The organism is Sulfuriflexus mobilis (assembly GCF_003967195.1).
GTDB classification, from domain to species: Bacteria; Pseudomonadota; Gammaproteobacteria; order AKS1; family AKS1; genus Sulfuriflexus; species Sulfuriflexus mobilis.
The window spans coordinates 2420638-2437630 of sequence record NZ_AP018725.1; the positions used below are offsets into that span (position 1 = coordinate 2420638).

At 55.4% G+C, this 16993-nt stretch carries 17 protein-coding genes and 4 tRNA genes; 5 read left to right on the forward strand and 16 right to left on the reverse strand.

Translation table 11 applies throughout. The annotated features are described in order from the left end of the window. Nucleotides 1–17 precede the first annotated feature (17 nt). The 7 genes from EL386_RS11915 to birA form a co-directional block, all read right to left on the reverse strand. Nucleotides 18–93, reverse strand: a tRNA-Thr gene (locus EL386_RS11915). Between the two features lie 56 nt (nucleotides 94–149). Then, a tRNA-Gly gene (locus tag EL386_RS11920) sits at nucleotides 150–223 on the reverse strand. A gap of 79 nt (nucleotides 224–302) precedes the next feature. Continuing rightward, nucleotides 303–387 (reverse strand) — tRNA-Tyr (locus EL386_RS11925). A 126-nt stretch (nucleotides 388–513) separates the two neighbouring features. Continuing rightward, nucleotides 514–589 (reverse strand) — tRNA-Thr (locus EL386_RS11930). Nucleotides 590–654: 65 nt separating this feature from the next. After that, on the reverse strand, nucleotides 655–1320 hold the full coding sequence (locus EL386_RS11935; protein ID WP_126456466.1) for an SPOR domain-containing protein: 666 nt from the start codon (nucleotides 1318–1320) through the stop codon (nucleotides 655–657). Continuing rightward, the gene (locus tag EL386_RS11940; RefSeq protein WP_126456467.1) at nucleotides 1317–2111 is read right to left on the reverse strand and encodes a type III pantothenate kinase; all 795 of its coding nucleotides are present in this window, start codon (nucleotides 2109–2111) and stop codon (nucleotides 1317–1319) included. The genes EL386_RS11935 and EL386_RS11940 overlap by 4 nt, the downstream gene beginning before the upstream one ends. After that, entirely contained in the window at nucleotides 2083–3051 is a 969-nt protein-coding gene (gene birA / locus EL386_RS11945; RefSeq protein WP_126456468.1) for a bifunctional biotin--[acetyl-CoA-carboxylase] ligase/biotin operon repressor BirA, read from the reverse strand. The genes EL386_RS11940 and birA overlap by 29 nt, the downstream gene beginning before the upstream one ends. Nucleotides 3052–3474: 423 nt before the next feature. Between birA and EL386_RS11950 the strand changes: the two genes are divergently transcribed. Next, nucleotides 3475–3675, forward strand: a complete 201-nt coding sequence (locus EL386_RS11950) for a hypothetical protein (protein ID WP_126456469.1) — start codon at nucleotides 3475–3477, stop codon at nucleotides 3673–3675. 2 nt (nucleotides 3676–3677) lie between these two features. Here the strand turns inward: EL386_RS11950 and EL386_RS11955 are convergent, their stop codons facing one another. From EL386_RS11955 to EL386_RS11975, 5 genes are all read right to left on the reverse strand, one after another. Then, on the reverse strand, nucleotides 3678–4865 hold the full coding sequence (locus EL386_RS11955; protein WP_126456470.1) for a hypothetical protein: 1188 nt from the start codon (nucleotides 4863–4865) through the stop codon (nucleotides 3678–3680). Between the two features lie 43 nt (nucleotides 4866–4908). After that, nucleotides 4909–6615, reverse strand: a complete 1707-nt coding sequence (locus tag EL386_RS11960) for a sensor histidine kinase (RefSeq protein WP_126456471.1) — start codon at nucleotides 6613–6615, stop codon at nucleotides 4909–4911. Nucleotides 6616–6725: 110 nt separating this feature from the next. Next, nucleotides 6726–7274 carry a nuclease-related domain-containing protein gene (locus EL386_RS11965; protein ID WP_126456472.1) on the reverse strand — a complete coding sequence of 183 codons (549 nt, stop codon included), beginning with the start codon at nucleotides 7272–7274 and terminating at the stop codon, nucleotides 6726–6728. Nucleotides 7275–7343: 69 nt separating this feature from the next. Beyond that, a complete protein-coding gene (locus EL386_RS11970) occupies nucleotides 7344–8015 on the reverse strand; it encodes a hypothetical protein (RefSeq protein ID WP_126456473.1) in 672 nt (223 codons plus the stop codon). Nucleotides 8016–8035: 20 nt separating this feature from the next. Further along, nucleotides 8036–8449, reverse strand: a complete 414-nt coding sequence (locus EL386_RS11975) for an SCP-2 sterol transfer family protein (RefSeq protein WP_126456474.1) — start codon at nucleotides 8447–8449, stop codon at nucleotides 8036–8038. 201 nt (nucleotides 8450–8650) lie between these two features. Between EL386_RS11975 and EL386_RS11980 the strand changes: the two genes are divergently transcribed. The 4 genes from EL386_RS11980 (at nucleotide 8651) to EL386_RS11995 (ending at nucleotide 11497) form a co-directional block, all read left to right on the forward strand. Continuing rightward, nucleotides 8651–8977 (forward strand): rhodanese-like domain-containing protein, encoded by a 327-nt coding sequence (locus EL386_RS11980; protein WP_126456475.1) that lies wholly within the window; start codon nucleotides 8651–8653, stop codon nucleotides 8975–8977. Nucleotides 8978–8990: 13 nt separating this feature from the next. After that, nucleotides 8991–9407 carry a hypothetical protein gene (locus EL386_RS11985; RefSeq protein WP_126456476.1) on the forward strand — a complete coding sequence of 139 codons (417 nt, stop codon included), beginning with the start codon at nucleotides 8991–8993 and terminating at the stop codon, nucleotides 9405–9407. Nucleotides 9408–9490: 83 nt separating this feature from the next. Beyond that, nucleotides 9491–10552, forward strand: coding sequence for a quinolinate synthase NadA (nadA, locus tag EL386_RS11990; RefSeq protein WP_126456477.1), 1062 nt, complete (start codon nucleotides 9491–9493; stop codon nucleotides 10550–10552). A 99-nt stretch (nucleotides 10553–10651) separates the two neighbouring features. Then, on the forward strand, nucleotides 10652–11497 hold the full coding sequence (locus tag EL386_RS11995; protein ID WP_126456478.1) for a GNAT family N-acetyltransferase: 846 nt from the start codon (nucleotides 10652–10654) through the stop codon (nucleotides 11495–11497). On the opposite strand, the gene phoU is transcribed toward EL386_RS11995, so the two are convergent. Genes phoU through EL386_RS12015 form a run of 4 tightly spaced genes read right to left on the reverse strand, consistent with a single transcriptional unit; the run spans nucleotide 11420 to nucleotide 16941 of the window. Beyond that, a complete protein-coding gene (gene phoU, locus EL386_RS12000) occupies nucleotides 11420–12115 on the reverse strand; it encodes a phosphate signaling complex protein PhoU (protein WP_126456479.1) in 696 nt (231 codons plus the stop codon). The genes EL386_RS11995 and phoU overlap by 78 nt on opposite strands. A gap of 29 nt (nucleotides 12116–12144) precedes the next feature. Beyond that, entirely contained in the window at nucleotides 12145–12981 is an 837-nt protein-coding gene (pstB, locus tag EL386_RS12005) for a phosphate ABC transporter ATP-binding protein PstB (protein WP_126456480.1), read from the reverse strand. Nucleotides 12982–13023: 42 nt separating this feature from the next. After that, complete coding sequence (gene pstA / locus EL386_RS12010; protein WP_197722228.1) at nucleotides 13024–14673, reverse strand: phosphate ABC transporter permease PstA; 1650 nt, start codon at nucleotides 14671–14673, stop codon at nucleotides 13024–13026. Between the two features lie 24 nt (nucleotides 14674–14697). Next, nucleotides 14698–16941: an ABC transporter permease subunit gene (locus EL386_RS12015; protein WP_126456482.1), complete on the reverse strand. Its 2244-nt coding sequence runs from the start codon at nucleotides 16939–16941 to the stop codon at nucleotides 14698–14700. Nucleotides 16942–16993: the final 52 nt, after the last annotated feature.

Sequence of the window (16993 nt, forward strand, 5' to 3'; positions counted from 1 at the left end):
AGCCAGCTTGTCGTATCTGGAGCCCATAACCGGATTTGAACCGGTGACCTCTTCCTTACCAAGGAAGTGCTCTACCGACTGAGCTATATGGGCCAAACTTTTCTGAGCCAGCCCCGGAACCCTCAACAGGCCCCCTGTCCTTATATATATGGAGCGGGTGATGGGAATCGAACCCACGTATTCAGCTTGGAAGGCTGAAGTTCTACCATTGAACTACACCCGCGCTGTTCTACACTATGTCCGCAAACTCACCACGTCTCACTGGTATTCTCATTCCTTTGCGCTAACCTTATCCTTATATATGGTGGAGGGGGGTGGATTCGAACCACCGAAGGCGGAGCCGTCAGATTTACAATCTGATCCCTTTGGCCACTCGGGAACCCCTCCAAAAATAAGCCGCCTATTCTGCTTGAGAATCGGGACGCTGTCAATCGCGTTTATGCTGAAAACCGCATCAGGACTGACGCGGCGGCAGATGGTCATGCCGCCGCGATGCAACGGCATGCCCGGAATTGGTGCCGGAGAAAGGAGTCGAACCCTCGACCTTCGCATTACAAGTGCGCTGCTCTACCAACTGAGCTACTCCGGCGTTGCCATACTGGCCTGGCAAGGCGGGCATTCTAATGAAAACTGCGAGCGGATACCACCGCATTTTTAAGAACAATTCCGCTCATGCATCGCGATACCACCATATTGTTGTTGCAGGGCATCGACGATGGCCTCTGGCAGTGGCGGCCGATTCGGGCTGCTGAAATCAAGCCACAAGCCGCTGTTTTCCCTGTAATTTTCCTCTTTCACGGGATTCAGACCCAAGGCACTGATACGTGCATAATGCTGCTCAGCCGAGTCATGACTGCGGAAAAAACCCAGTGAGATGGCATTCTTTTTTGGTCCGGTGGAGACAATCTGGAAATCTTTGATGCCGCGCGCCTTGAGCATTGCCGTGACCTCTCTCGCCTCATCCCGGCTCAGCAAAGGCGGGATATAAACCCAGTATCCTGTCAGTTCACGCCGCGTGCCTTCACGCTGCTGGGTGGCCAACCCGAGACCAGCAAGGGTCTCGTTGGCCTCTCGTGCCCCCGCCTCGCTGACAAAGGGCCCGAGGGAATAACAGGCCACGCCAACAAAGGTCACCCTTGGTGCGACCCGCTCGTTTGCCGGCTCCAGGGCAGGCGTGTCGGGCTGTTCGGCGAGCAATACCAACTGTTTCCCGCTAAGCGGGCTGACCCTGGCCGTATCGCCAAACGGCTCTGGCTGGGTTTGCAGCCAGGCAAACACGAACAGGTTTAACAGCAGCAGGCCAAGAGTGAGGTATTTCATAGCTGTTCCGCCACCAGCGCCAAGCCCTCTAACACCAACATCGGCTCATGTTCGACCTCGACCGCCAACAAGGGCAGGATATTCTCGGCATCACCTCCTGTGAGCAGGCAGGTTACGGGCTCATCCAGCTCCTTTTCCATATCGGTACAAACGCGGTCAATAAAGGCCACCACGGCATACAGTGAACCTCCTTCGACTGCCCCGGCGGTATCACTCGCCAGAAAACCGTTATGCATTGATTTTGTAGGAAATTCCTGAACACCATGGGCACCTGCATAAAGGGCCTCACGCATCATGCCGAGCCCCGGCACGATCAAACCACCAAGGTGTTGCCCGGAGCTGGCCATGACATCGACCGTAATGGCTGTGCCGCAATCGATAATACAAACCGCCTGCCTGCTTATCTCATACGCCGCTAACAGGGCCAGCCAGCGATCCACGCCCAGGCGCGCCGGTTCCTTGTAGGCATTTCGTACCGCGCCAAAGACCTCGCGACTTGTGGCATATTGCGGCAATAGCCCCCAGGTCTGTTGTAACCATGTTTCCAGCGCCCCGGCCATGTCACTGCCGGCAACATTGCTCACCCACACCGCCTCCGGCCGTGGCAAGTCTTGCCAGGCCTCGTCAAAGACCTCGGCCAGGTCCTCATCGGCGTGCAGTGCCTCACCCGCATCACAAAGTTGACCGTCATCAAGCCCAGACCACTTGATAAAACTATTGCCGATGTCGAGTAACAGAATCATGTCATTGTGCCCCGGGCCATTATCGACTGCGTAAACTGACTTCGCCACAATTGAAACGCTGCACCTTGCCGGCCAGTTCCAGTAACAGGGCCCCTTGCGAGTCTATGCCACGTGAAATACCCGTGATGCGACGTTCGTCTGGTAACAGCAAATCTACCTGTTTACCTGCATGCACATCATAATCCTGCCAGTCTTCAAGATAGACGGTGATCCCGCCTTGTTCACAGGTCTGACAGACGCGTATCAACTCCGACAGGACCGCGACCGCCAGGGCATTTCTCGATACCCGGGAGTCGGCACACTGCTGCAGGTCAGACCAGGGCTGGTCGATATGCGCGGCGGCCGCCCCCGGCATACGCACGTTCAGCCCCACTCCGATCACGACCTGGCTCGGGCCGCCTGTCTCACCGCGCATCTCGATGAGGATACCGCCAAGCTTGCCCGACGCCGCAACTATATCATTCGGCCACTTTAACTGGACAGACGGGATACCCAACCCCTCCAGGGCACGCATGACCGCCACCCCCGCCGCCAGACTCAGACCGGACAGCGACGCCGCATCAAGGGAAAAATGCCAACCCAGGGATAGATAAAGATTCGCCGCAAACGGTGACAGCCAGGCCCGGCCACGTCGCCCGCGACCGGCATGCTGATATTCCGCCAAACAGGCCCGGGCATGCCAGTCGGTCCGCTGCATCAGCCAGGCATTGGTGGAATCCAGCTCAAGCTGCAGGTCGAGCTTGATACCGGCCTCTTGCGCCACACCGTGCAGACCGGCCAGGATCGTCTCAATACAGAGTAAATCGAGTGCCTCGCTGAGGCGATAGCCCTTGCCTTGCACGGCATGCACATCCAGGCCCAGTGCCTCGAATTGCTGCAGGGTCTTCCAAACGGCACTACGCGTCACGCCCAGTTGCTGTCCCAGTTCTTCCCCGGAATGAAAGCGACCATCGGCAAGTTGTTCGAGCAAAGGACGGAGCAAAGACATGCTCAGATTATAACATGCGCACCCATCGGCTATGTGTATAAACGCTGCCTGCCAGGGATATCTCCCCGTATATCGCCAGCGCGCTGACACTCGGGCCGGATCGAACGGCTATGTAGTGGCAACGACGCTGACACGGTGCAACCGGATGAACCCTTGTCTCAATTTGTCCGACGTACCCGGCGGAACACAAAACCCTGTGACGATTTTTGTGACGATTTTTTTGCATTCTGAAAAAATATCCCTACAAAGAAGTTTTTTTCTTTCACAGCAATTAATTAAGTACTGTCTTATATAGTGGCCGGTAAAACGTCAATATTTTGTATATAGGCACTGCCTGGGCAGATTGCTAAAATCACAAGCTGTAAATAAATACCTGTTTGACAGGACGCCTGATTTTATGAGACTTGTCACCGAGGAGGTAGCATGCAAGTAGGTAGTGCAAACAGTAATCTGATAGTACAACTTTCACAGGCGTTACAGTCTTCTGCCCAGCATACCGTTCGCCAGATTCAAGTCGTACAGTCGGATATCCAATCCGCAAAAGATCAGGTTCTGAAAAGTGCTGTACAACAAACCGTCAATTCCGCAGAACTCAAGGGACGCCTGATCGACGTCACCGTTTAAATTTAAAATGCGCGTCGGTAACGGCGCGCATTCTTCTGCAAACGATCACGTGTCGTTTTCCAGGGGTCTGCCCACGGCAGATTGCTTCTCATCAGGGCTTTACACAGCGTTAATTCCCCCGCGATATCCGACAGGTGCACAAACTCCGGTGCCGGTCCCCGTGGCCTCGCACAGTCCGGCCCGCCTTCATAACCCTCGTTATGGTAATTACCCAGCGGGATAGAAATGCCCACTGTAGGGATCCCCCAGGCGGTAGCGGCCGTGGCCTCACAGGCGCCGCCATCCATGACCCGACGTTGATGGGCAGCCGGTAATACGCGTTCGGCCAGTTGGCTGAGTACCTGCAGTCCCCCGGCATCAAAGACCGTGCGCCGGTCCCCCAGTCTCACTACCGGTCCCTTGCCGATGACGGCACCTGGCAGGGTCCGCGAGGCCTCAAGGCTCACTGCGAGCAGTGGTCGTTTTGCCTTCGCCAGGTAACCGGACTCGAAATGCTTAACGGCACCGACAAAACCCACCTCTTCGCCGCGTGTCAGCAGACCAATAAAAGGGACGTCGCCACCGCGACGGCGGGCGGCCCGTAAACTACGCGCTGTCTCAAGGATGGCAAACACCCCCACCAGATCATCGGCAGCACGGGTGTACAGACGTTGTCCCTGTTTCCAACAGGGGGCTCGAAAGGCAAAACCACCATAGAGTTTATTGGCGGCAGGCCGGTGCGTAGCGATGCAATCCTTGTCGAGGGTCACTTCTGCCGTCGCGATAGCGTAGCGCCCGCTATTCAGTATCGGCTTGCCGAGTTTGCCCTGCCCCAGGTCCGCCTCTGCCGTCGCCAGCCAGACCCGGCTACCGGCCAAGTGACGCAGCGGTGAACCCCCATACCAACGTACGGCCAGGCGGCGCGCCGACAGCCACTCCACGCCATGAAAGCCCGGGTGGTCCATGTGGGCGATAAAGAAGCGTACGGGTTCCGCGTTATGTTGCCTGAGCAAGGCCCGGTATTCCCGCACCGAACCGACACCGACAATGCGATTACCGTGTTCATCAACACACCAGGGGGTCTTGGCCGCATCCAGCTGCGCCTCGACCTCACGCATAACATGGTGTTCACAAAACGGCGCCGTGGAACAGGCCAACAGTTTCAGCAGACGTTGATAGGCCGCCGGGGCAAGAGACACGGATGGGTGCATAGAAGATAACCGCGATGATTAACAATACCGCTACAGTATCGTCTCAGGCTGATTCAGTACAGACCTGTTCCGCGTTATCCACCAGGGGTAACTCAAACCAAAATAATGAACCCTGGTTCGATTCAGTGTGATAATGGATCTCACCACCCATGTAATGGAGCAGTCGCCGACAGACCGCCAGGCCAACACCTGCACCTTCATCATCTTTGACCCGCTCAGCGGAATGGATAAAGGGTTCGAAGAGTTTTTGCTCTATATCCTCCGCGATTCCGTGACCATCATCACTGACTTCAACATAGACCATCTTTTGCCGCTTCTCGATCCGTATCCTGACCTGCTTGCGGGCATACTTGAAGGCATTCGATAACAGGTTGTTTAACACTTTCGATAATTGTTCTGCGTCTGCATGAAGTGCCAGCGGCGCATCGGGGAATATCGTCTCCACCTGAATCCCCCGTTGCTGACGACGCTCGTCCATCTGGCAAAGACTGTCAGCGACCAGGTTAACGACATCCACTTCCTGGATGCTTAAAGATAACTCACCGGACTCCATTTCCGATAAGGTCAGTACTTCTTCGATTAATTCCAGCATGTGGCCACTCGCCTGCATGATCTCCCTGACGTAGGCATGGGACTCATCGTCAAGTTCAGCTTTCTTATTCACTTCAAGCAATTGCGAAAAACCCATAATCGCGTTCATCGGCGTGCGTAACTCATGACTCATACGGGAAAGGAAATCAGATTTGGCATGACTGGCCCGTTCAGCGGCATCCTTCGCCACAAACATCTCATCCATAGCCTTGTTTCTGGCGCGGATTTGTCTACGCAATTCAAGATTCAAGCCTTGCAAACTGTGAGTACGTTCTGCCACCTGCCTTTCCAGTTCACTCAGCAGATTGACCTTCAATCTCTCCGTGCGCATGCGTATTATCTCTGCCGCACTTCGCGCGGCAAATGTCTCCATCAGGGGAATAACAAAATCTGCTTGTTTCAAGGGCGTATCATTTAATAACACCAGATGCCCGAGTATCGTGTTATCACTATCACGCAGTGGCACACCGTAATAACAGTTCACACCCATCGCCGGAAAGTCGGGGGTTTCAGGAAACACCTCTTGCAGGTTATCGGGGAAATAACAACTCTCACCTTCCATCAGGCTCTCACAGGGGGAACCTTTTATGGCATAGGTAAAATTTTCAGCCAGTCGATCAAACTTCCAGAATGCCAGCGTCGTGGCCAACTTATTATCATCATTTCCACACTCGGTGATAAAGGCACACTTCACCGCCGCCGCGCTGGCCAGGTAACTCACCAGCGAGGCAAAATAGTCCTCGGATTTGACTACTGCCGTGCCTACTGCCAGTTCCTTCAGCGCGGATTCAAGTGACTGAATACGTTCGGACTGCAGGTTCTGGGGGTCGGTCTCAAGGGTACAGCGCAGCAAAATACAGCGCCCCTGATCGACATCTTCATAAACGGCTGCATAGGCCCGGCAAATCTGTCCATTTTTCAATTCCAGTTCATGCTGGCTAAAGGTCCTGCTGTTAGCCCAATCATGCAACAGGCTATGCAGGCGTGCCCGCTCCATCGCCAAATGACCCTGTAAGGGTTGTTGCAACAGCGAGGCCGCAGGGCAGGCAAACAACCGCTCGGCGTGCCGGTTCACGGCCAGCACCTGACCGCGGCTATCGAGTAGCAACATTGCCTCGTTAAAGGCCTGGGAAAAGCTTTCGAAATGACTGCCTGACATAACCAACCAGAAAGGAGACACCAATATGCAAATGTCCCAACATTATCAAGCTTTTGCAAGAAACCTTAGTTGGCTTATGTATTAAAAAACCAGGAGAAGAATATGGGATATTAACGCCGGCAGACGGCCGCACTGACCACCGACCAGGCCTCATCCAGACGACTCTCAGGCAATGCCGGGCGAAGGAAACCACTGAGCCGCTCATAGACCTCGTCGACCATGCAAACGCCCTCCGGCAGACCCTTGGGGAAATGTCCACGGCGTGTAAACACCACCTGCCCGGTCACAGGGATATCGCCGGCCAGGGCCTGCACGGCTTGAATGCGTGCGGGCAGTTCCAGTAAGGGATTATTGAACTTGTGACTTTTCACGCCAATTAACTGGGTCCATTCATTAATGGACTCACCACCAAACAGGTTGCCCGTGTAATCACGGATATCGAGCACCAGCAAACCTCCATCGGTGAGCAGCAGGTAGTCGATCCAGACCTCGCCATCGACGCTATCCGGCACGAGGATATCGGCCAGGCTGTCTCGTGACAGGTCACGGATCAGCTTGTGTATCTGGCGGGCATGCTGGCTACGCCTCAGGTAGCGCAACAACATCACAACCAGCAACAAGACGCTGACAACTGCCAGGCCGATGAAAAGCCACATCATATTTTGTTCACTCAACACAGGGATGTCGTTCTGTCTGTCTAAGGGGAGTCGCAGTATAACAGTTAACCATTACATCAGTCCGGCCGCCCCGGCAATCTGGTGCAGGCGCTGCCAGGCCTGCGGCGCCTCGTGGCCCTCTTGCCGGCAAGCATCCAACAGCTTCTGTGCCGCGCTGTGCAGGTAGAGGATTTGTTCGGTATCGAATAATTGCAGGGCCATAGCCAGTTCTTCCTCATCACAGCTGAGCAAGGTCGGGGCAAGACTGTCAGGGTCTATTGGTGAATCCGGGCGCAACAAGTCCGCAACCAACGGATACTCGAGCAGGGCCATATGCATCTGCCGGGCCTCGGTCTCCTGTTCGATCTCCGACAGGGCCTGCGGGTCGTTAGCGGCGCCGGCACGCACGGCGCGCATCAGCACGTCGATTAATTTCAGTAATGATTGTTGTGCCTGCCGGTTATCACCGGCCAGCCCTGCGGCCTGTTCATAGAGTTTATCGGCGCCTTGTTTTAGCTCAAGGATGATATCACTTTGCACATTGGCATCGAGATGTACCGCCTTCTCAAACAGGGTACGAAAGGCCTCCGTAAAGGCTGCCGCCTCTTCGGCATCCGCCCTCTGCGCGGCCTGCAACTGCTCAGCGCTAACGCTACGTTTGCCCTCGGGGTACAGGGGGTTATCATGCCGACGTTGCAAGTCACGCTCACGACAACCCGGACGCTGACTAAAATTCAGATACATTAACGCTATTCCCTGACGGTCTAACGGGTGAACTCAGTCTTCAGCTTGCCCATTAATTCAAAATGACGCAGAAAGGGTTTGGCCATATTCGGATAACGGATCATCTGCCGGTAATCCCCGGCGACAAAACTGAGTTTTCCGGTCGAGATCGAGACACCGAGTTTGTCGAAACCAAACCCCTCAGTCAGCCATTCTTTCCAGGCATCGACCTCGGCACGCAGGTCCCAGTCCAGCGCCTGGCCCTGGAATTCACCGGCATAGACCACACGCCCTTCCTTGACCTCGACAATTCCCACGGGTTTTTTATCGCCGACACAACCAAAACCAATACTGGAACTAAAACCCGCCTCGGAAAGATTTTCGACCATGTCACGGTCGGCATTCCATAGTTTGGCAAAGGACTTCATCCACTCATCAGAAAACAACTTGGCCATTTCAACCCCTTAATTTATGTATATTTTTGTTGGTAATTCTACCAGAAGACCGCCTGCCGCCCACTGCCTTTCTGTATCCGAGTGTAGCCATCCTGCACCATCCAGCCCCCTGAAATCCAGAGTAAAACACGCGGGCATTGAGTATTAGAAGACACTTATATATTATAACAGGCTTGAATACAGAGTTTTGGAGCAATACGTATGTATATCAACGAAATCGATGTCGGTGAGCTGGTGAATTTATTGGAAACCGATGCCGGGCAACTGGAGGTCATCGATGTTCGCGAGGCCCCGGAAATCGTCCACGGTGCCATCCCCAATGCCCGCCATATCCCCATGGCGACTATTCCCTTGCGCCTGCAGGAAATCAGCGCAGACAAGCAGGTCGTGCTGGTGTGTCGTAGTGGTGCCCGTTCCGGCCAGTGCTGTGCCTGGCTGATGCAAAATGGCCGCGACAACGTCATCAACCTGCGTGGTGGTATGATGGCCTGGACCCGCAGTGGTCTGCAATTGGGTAAAACCGCTTAATTTAATGATAGGCTTGCTGAAAAGGCTTTTCAGTACCACCGATAACACCACGGTCATCGAGGCCAGTGCCCAGGCGGTGCTACCCTTTCTACGCAGCAGCCACCAGGCGGTGGAACTGCGCGCCTTCATGACCCCGCGCCTGCATACCCTCATATACTGTTTCGCCTATGGTGCCCTCGAGGTCGAGGCACTGGAACGCGACATGAACGAGACCCAACAGCTCGCCGCCCTGTTCCAGTTGCTCAAGGGCCTTTCCCAACTCGAGACCCGGGATGCCAGTGCCCTGCTCAACAACTGCATGACCGCCATGCAGGCGGACGAAGGCCGCAGCTTTGTCCTCAGCGGCAGCCATGCCTACCGCGCCTGGCAGGAGGCCGACCCCGGCGCAGCGAGACAACTGGCCGAAAAGCTGCATAGCCTCAACTTGTGAGCACGGGAACTACCCCCGATGGTATATAATCCTCGCTCAAGCAAGCTGATTAAATAGCCAAATACTGGCTAACCGAGATCCGGATGCCCATCACTACTCACATGCCCGCTGTCGATCACGATACCGTACGCCGTGCTGCGGCCGAGGCCGCCGATATCGCCTACTCCATCCCGCCAATCAGTGATACTGAGCGCCAGCAACTCAAGGCGCGCATCCACGAGCAACTGGTGAAACAGGACGCGGTGCTGGTCGCCCATTATTATGTCGATGCCGAGTTACAACAACTTGCCGAGGAGAGCGGTGGGTACGTCTCCGACTCGCTGGATATGGCACGCTTTGGCCATGAACATCCTGCCAGCACCCTGGTCGTTATCGGCGTGCGCTTCATGGGTGAAACCGCCAAGATCCTCAACCCTGAAAAGCGTGTCCTCATGCCGGACCTGCGCGCCACCTGTTCCCTCGATATGAACTGTCCGGCCGATGAGTTCAGTGCCTTTTGTGATCAATATCCCGACCACACCGTCGTCGTCTATGCCAATACCAGTGCGGCAGTGAAGGCCCGTGCCGACTGGATGGTGACCTCGGGCAGTGCCGTCGCCGTGATTGAACACCTGCTGAAAAAGGGTGAAAAGATCATCTGGGGCCCGGACAAACACCTGGGCCGTTATATCGAAAACCTCACCGGTGCCGAGATGAAGATCTGGCAAGGCAGCTGTATCGTGCACGAGGAATTTCGTGCCCTTGAGTTAAAGCAGCTAAAAGCACAACACCCTGAGGCCGCCGTGCTGGTGCACCCCGAATCGCCTGAGGCGGTGATCGCCCTGGCCGATGTGGTCAGCTCGACCACGGGACTTATCAGGGCCGCCGCCGAGATGGACAACCCCAGTTTTATCGTCGCTACCGACAATGGCATCTTCTACAAGATGCAAAAGGCGGCACCGGGCAAAACCCTGATCGAGGCACCGAATGCCGGTATCGGCGCGACCTGCCAGAGCTGTGCCCACTGCCCATGGATGGCCATGAACAATCTGCGCAATCTTGCCGAGGTACTGGAGACGGGGGCTAACGAAATTCACATCGACAAGCCCATCCGCGACCGCGCCGTGAAATCCATCCAACGGCTGCTCGACTTTAGTCAACGCTAACCCCCTGGCTGTCATCAAACTGTCAAGGCGGTTTCATCTCGTCGTCATCTCAAAACACTACCTTTATTAGTTAGTGTTTGACAGCGAGGGGAAATCGCTATGGGCAGTAGTCACTTTGATTATGCAGATATGGCCAGAGGTACGCATCAGGATACACACACACTGCACGCATCTCTGGTGAATTCGATCATCGATATCCGCCAGACATTTACATTACGCCGGTTTGTGACCGCGGGAAGCCACTCAAGCCCCCATCACGCGACAGAAGCGTTTTTTGAACGGGACAACTTTGATGTGCATAGTCGGCATATCGTCGTCAAGGATGGGCGACAGGTAGTGGCCACCGCAAGGCTCTGCACGCGTGAACATGCGGAAGAAATCGGGCGCTTCTATTCGTCCACAAAATTCGATATCGGGCCTATCATCTCCCAGACCGGAAACCTGCTCGAACTCAGTCGTATCAGTATCCACCCTGACTATCAGGACGGTACCGCATTACAAAGCTTATGGCAGGGTATCACGCAGTTCTGTGACGATAAACGGATTGACCAGCTGATAGGTAATGTGGGCATCCCGCTGAAATATGCTTACACTCAGGCAGTGATAGATACACTCCGGCGACACTATCCGGCAGGTAAACACCAGCATGTCCAGCCTCGTGTGCCACTGACACACATGCAGGTACCGCAGGCGACCAGTGCCATCATGCCACTATTGCTACAGAGCTACCTGCAGCGGGGCGCACGCCTTTGGGGGCCGCTCACTGGGATGCCGCGACCAACAGCGCCGAGCTGTTACTCATACTCGGGCCCAGCCAACTCAACAAGGCACAAAACCGCAACTTCGCCTAAGCAGAAAGATACACCTTTAAAATTGCTCAGCGCTGATATGCCGTACGTCTTTGCCTTTGACCAGGTAGATCACGTATTCGCATATATTGCTTGAACGGTCACCGATGCGCTCCAGCGCGCGCGCCGACCACATCACGTCCAGCGACCAGGGGATAGAACGCGGGTCTTCCATCATATAGGTGATGAGCTGGCGCATGATGCTCTCATACTGGGTATCGATCTTGCTGTCCTTGAGCCAGACCTCGGTCGCCGCCGCCGGGTCCATACGCGCGAAGGCATCGAGTGCGCCGTGCAGCATTTGCTTTACCTGCTCACCCATGTTCTCGATGCTACCGGTGAGGCTAGAGGATTTATCCTCACCACTATGGCGCAACATCATTTTGGCAAATCGCTCGGCCTCATCACCGATACGTTCCAGGTCGGTAATGGTCTTGATCACGGCCATGATCAGGCGTAGGTCACTTGCGGCGGGCTGACGACGGGCAATGATCTGGGTGCACTCTTCATCAATAGAGACTTCCATTTCATTGACCAGGTAGTCACGCCCAATAACCTGTTCGCCGAGCTCCATATTACCGTCGACGAGCGCCTGCAGGGCGTCATTGAGTTGCTGCTCGACCAGGCCACCCATGGTGAGGACGCGGTTGCGCACATCCTCGAGTTCGCTATTGAACTGTTGGGAAATATGTTTGCCGAGATCGTTCTTTTCCATGCTGTGCCTCTCTTGTTGTTCTTTCCGTCTTAACCGTAACGACCGGTAATATAGTCTTCAGTTTGTTTCTTTTCCGGATTAGTAAATAGCGTCTTGGTATCGTTGACCTCGATCAACTCTCCCAGATACATGAAGGCCGTGTAATCTGAAACACGCGCCGCCTGTTGCATATTGTGTGTCACAATCACGATCGTGTAACGACTCTTCAATTCGTAAATCAATTCTTCGATCTTCAGTGTCGAGATCGGGTCGAGTGCCGAAGCCGGTTCGTCAAGCAACAATACCTCGGGTTCAATCGCAATGGTACGCGCGATCACAAGACGCTGCTGCTGACCACCGGACATACTCAGCGCATTATCATGCAGGCGGTCCTTCATCTCATCCCATAGCGCGGCACCCTTGAGGGCGTTCTCTACGGCCTCGTCCAGGGTGCGACGGTCCTTGATACCCTGCAGACGCAGGCCATAGGCGACATTTTCATAAATGGTCTTCGGAAACGGATTGGGCTTCTGGAACACCATCCCTACATGACGACGTAGCTCGGCCACATTCACCGATTTGGCATAGATATCGTCTTTCTCAAGCAAGACCTCACCCTCGATACGCACGCCATCAACGAGGTCATTCATGCGGTTAAAGCAGCGCAACAGCGTCGACTTGCCACAACCACTCGGGCCGATAAAGGCCGTCACCCGATGTTTCGGGATCAGCATATCGATGTCCTTCAAAGCCTGCGAATCACCATAATAGAGGTTCAGGCCCTTTGTCTCGATACTGATCTGCTCGTCGGCCAGACGCTTCACCGCCTCGTTACGGCCAAGGGCATCCATATTGATGCCATGGGTGATGGTCGTTTTATCCTGCATGCTTCAATCCCATTATCTTTAAATACAGCTTAAATACAGCATTTAATCCAGCGCCTTGTACTTTTCGCGCAGGTTATTGCGAATCCAGATCGCCGTCAGGTTCAACACCACGATCACGGCAACCAGCAACAGCGCCGTCGCGTACACCAGCGGCCGGGCCGCCTCGACATTCGGGCTCTGGAAGCCGACGTCATAGATATGGAAACCGAGGTGCATGAACTTGCGGTCCAGATGCAAAAACGGTGCGTTCATATCCAGCGGCAGTGAGGGTGCCAGCTTGACCACACCGACCAGCATCAGCGGCGCCACTTCACCGGCGGCACGCGCCACGGCGAGGATCATACCGGTCATAAGTGCCGGGCTGGCCATCGGCAAGACGATACGCCACAGGGTCTCGGCCTTGGTCGCTCCCAGCGCCAAGCTACCCTCACGGATTGAACGCGGGATACGTGCCAGGCCCTCTTCCGTGGCAACGATCACCACCGGCAGGGTCAGTAATGCCAGCGTCAGCGAGGACCACAACATCCCGCCCGTGCCAAAGGTTGGTGCCGGCAGGGCCTCGGGGAAAAACAACTGGTCGATATTACCACCGAGGAAGTAGACGAAAAAACCCAGGCCGAAGACGCCATAGACAATCGATGGTACCCCGGCGAGGTTGTTGACCGCGATACGGATAATGCGCGTGACCGGCCCCTGCTTGGCATACTCACGCAGGTAGACGGCGGCGATGACACCAAACGGTGTGACCAGGATCGACATAATGATGACCATGAGCACGGTGCCGAAGATGGCCGGGAAGATGCCACCCTCGGTATTCGCCTCACGCGGCTCATCACTGACAAACTCCCAGAGCTTTTCGGCATAGTGGAGGCTCTTGGCGAACACGCCCATGGCATTCGGTCGGTAGGCACGCACAACCTTGGACAGCGGCACGTCGACCTCACGGCCATCTGACACCCTCACGACTATACTGTCCCGTTCGATATCCTGATACATCGTGTCGAGCTGTTTTTGCAGCACCAGGTATCTCTCGTTCAGAACCTCACGTCGATGCTCAATATCTTTATAAGGGCCCGCTGCCTTCACGCCATCGAGTTCAAGCCGGCGCTTTTCAAGGCGCAGTGCTTCAATCTGATAATTGATGGCACCGATATCACCGCGTTGTATATCACGGATATCGGCAAAAACCTGATTGGTTCGTTCGAGACGTTCCATCAACACATCCCAGGCGGCGTTACCTTCAGCAATGACCTTGTCCTGCTGTTTTACCGCGACCAGATAGCCATAGAGGTTACCCCATTCACGGCGTTCAATGGCGAGCAGGGCCTCCGGGCGTTGCTCACTGACGATATCAGGACGGTTGACCCAGCGAAAATCCAGCCCGCCGATATCACGGTTACCGATCTTCAGCAGCAGGCGCTCTACCGTCTCCACACCTTCAGCGACCTTGGCACCTGAACCACGTATGCGTTCCGCCGAGACATCCTCACGGCCCTGCGCCTCACCAATGAGACGCACAATCCGGTTATCCGCCTCGCGGTGCTCGATCTCTAATATATCGGCTGGCCAGAAGTAACCCAGACCACGCAAGGCGATCAGGATCAGCAGGCCAAACACCATGATCAGACTGGTACTCACTGCGGCGGCACTCAGCCATACCCAGGGAGAACCACTCTTGAACCAGCTTTTGATTGAAGGCTGTGCCATGTCTATGCCCTACAGGCTGCTGTACTTACGACGCAGACGCTGGCGCACCAGCTCGGCGATCGTGTTAAAGAAAAACGTGAACATGAACAATACCAGTGCCGCAAGGAACAGCACGCGGTAGTGAGTGCTGCCAACCTCTGATTCCGGCATCTCCACGGCGATATTCGCCGACAGGGTACGCATGCCCTCGAAGATACTGAAATCCATCACCGGGGTATTACCCGTGGCCATGAGGACGATCATGGTCTCACCGACAGCGCGACCAAAGCCGATCATAATCGCAGAAAAGATACCCGGACTGGCAGTGAGCAGGACCACACGCCACATGGTCTGCCATGGTGTCGCGCCGAGTGCCAGCGAGCCGTGCGAGAGTTGTTTCGGTACGCTAAAGATCGCATCCTCGGCAATCGAGAAAATGGTCGGGATCACAGCAAAGCCCATCGCCAGGCCAACGACCACGGCATTACGCTGGTCGTAGCCAATGCCGAGGTCATTGCTCAACCAGGCGCGCATGTCGCCCTTGAACAACCATTGTTCCAGTAGCGGGCTCATGGCAACAGAGAGCCAGCCAATCAGCAAGATCACCGGCACCAACAGCAGCGCCTCCCAACCCTCCGGGACGCGGTGACGCATGGCAGATGGCAGACGCGTCCATAGCCAGGCCACGAGCAGCACGGCCAGCGGCATGATCATAAGCAGGCTGAAGATCCCCGGCATATGGGTCTCGACGGCCGGCGCCAGCCACAGCCCCGCGAGGAAGCCGAGGATCACGGTCGGCAGGGCCTCCATGATCTCGATACTCGGTTTGACCAGGCTGCGCATGCGCGGGGCCATGAAATAGGCCGTGAAGATAGCCCCCATAATTGACAGCGGCACGGCAATCAACATGGCATAAAAGGCGGCCTTGATGGTACCAAAGGAGATTGGCATCAGACTGAATTTCGGCTCAAAGTCATTCGAGGCCGATGAAGACTGCCAGATATAGTCCGGTTCCGGGTAACTCTCGTACCAGACCTTGCCCCACAGCGAATTCCATGAGATCTCGGGGTATTCATTCTCTACATGCCAGAAGTGTAACTGCCCCGCCTTGTCTTCCAGCAACAAGGCATTGGCCCGTGGCCCGAAGGCGAGGCGTGACAGACCCACCTCGGCAACACGGGTAGTCAGAACCTTGTGCCCGGCGGTGGTATGAAAAATGTTCAGACCACCCTGGTCATCGGCAGTGGCAAAACCTTTGCGATTGTGTTCTATAGCGATGGCCCGCAGGCTCAAACCGGCATTATCAAACTGGCGGATACGGGTCAGAACGGTATTATTTTCGGCATCACGCACCGGGAACCACTGCGTCACGGTGCCGGCAGAATCGGCCACCAACAGGGAAATACTGCCGGTAAGAAAGCCGATGTCGACAACCTCACGATCACCCTTCAATAGATCATAGCGTTGCAGGATAGTCGGCGCCTCGCGGTCACTGATATCGTATTGCACCAGTTGCCCACTGCGATCAGCGGCATAGAGCAGGCGCTGATCACTGTCCATGAGTAAAAACTCAATCTCAAAACCCGCCGCAGGTAGCTCGACACTCTCGCGTAGCAGCTCGGTATTCTCGTCATCATCCAGCGCCGAGCCTTGCTTGGTAAAACCCGTTAACAACAGACGACCATCGGCGGTCACCGCGGCGACACTGTGCTGTTCCTCACCCAGTTGGAAGGCCACTAGCTCCAGTGCCTGACCGGCGTCATCGATCAATAACGGCTGCTCACCGAGTGGGTACTCGATCATCGGCGTGATCAGTCGCTGGTCATTGGGAAAACTGCTGCGATATCGATGCCGGGCGACCAGCAAGCGTCCATCGTTCAGGCCATAACCCACCACAGGCAGGGCCGGGCTGACGACATGAAAACTGCTCAACTCGTCGGCAGCCAGCGGCAGGTCGATACTTTTGATGACCTGTCCGTCTTCCGTGTCAAAAAAGACTGCCTTGCCGGCCGTCGTGAAACGTACCCCGATCTCGGCCTGTTCCTCCATGGCCAGGTGCAGGGTCTGGCCCTCGCCGGGCAGGGCATAGTGACCGCCGGCCGCCGCTGTGGCAGAGGCAAACATGGGCATCACTACGTAAAATAAATAAAAGAAGATCAACAGGATAGCGATAATCACACCGACCCCACCAATACCCACGAGGTGCCGGAGCAGGTGATCCTTAAGATCCCGCCAACGCTGATGGGTGCTGCCTGAGGTCGCTGAAATTGACATGCCGCAAGGGTAGCTCGCTTATGTGACAGGAATATGACAATCCGAGCAGCCC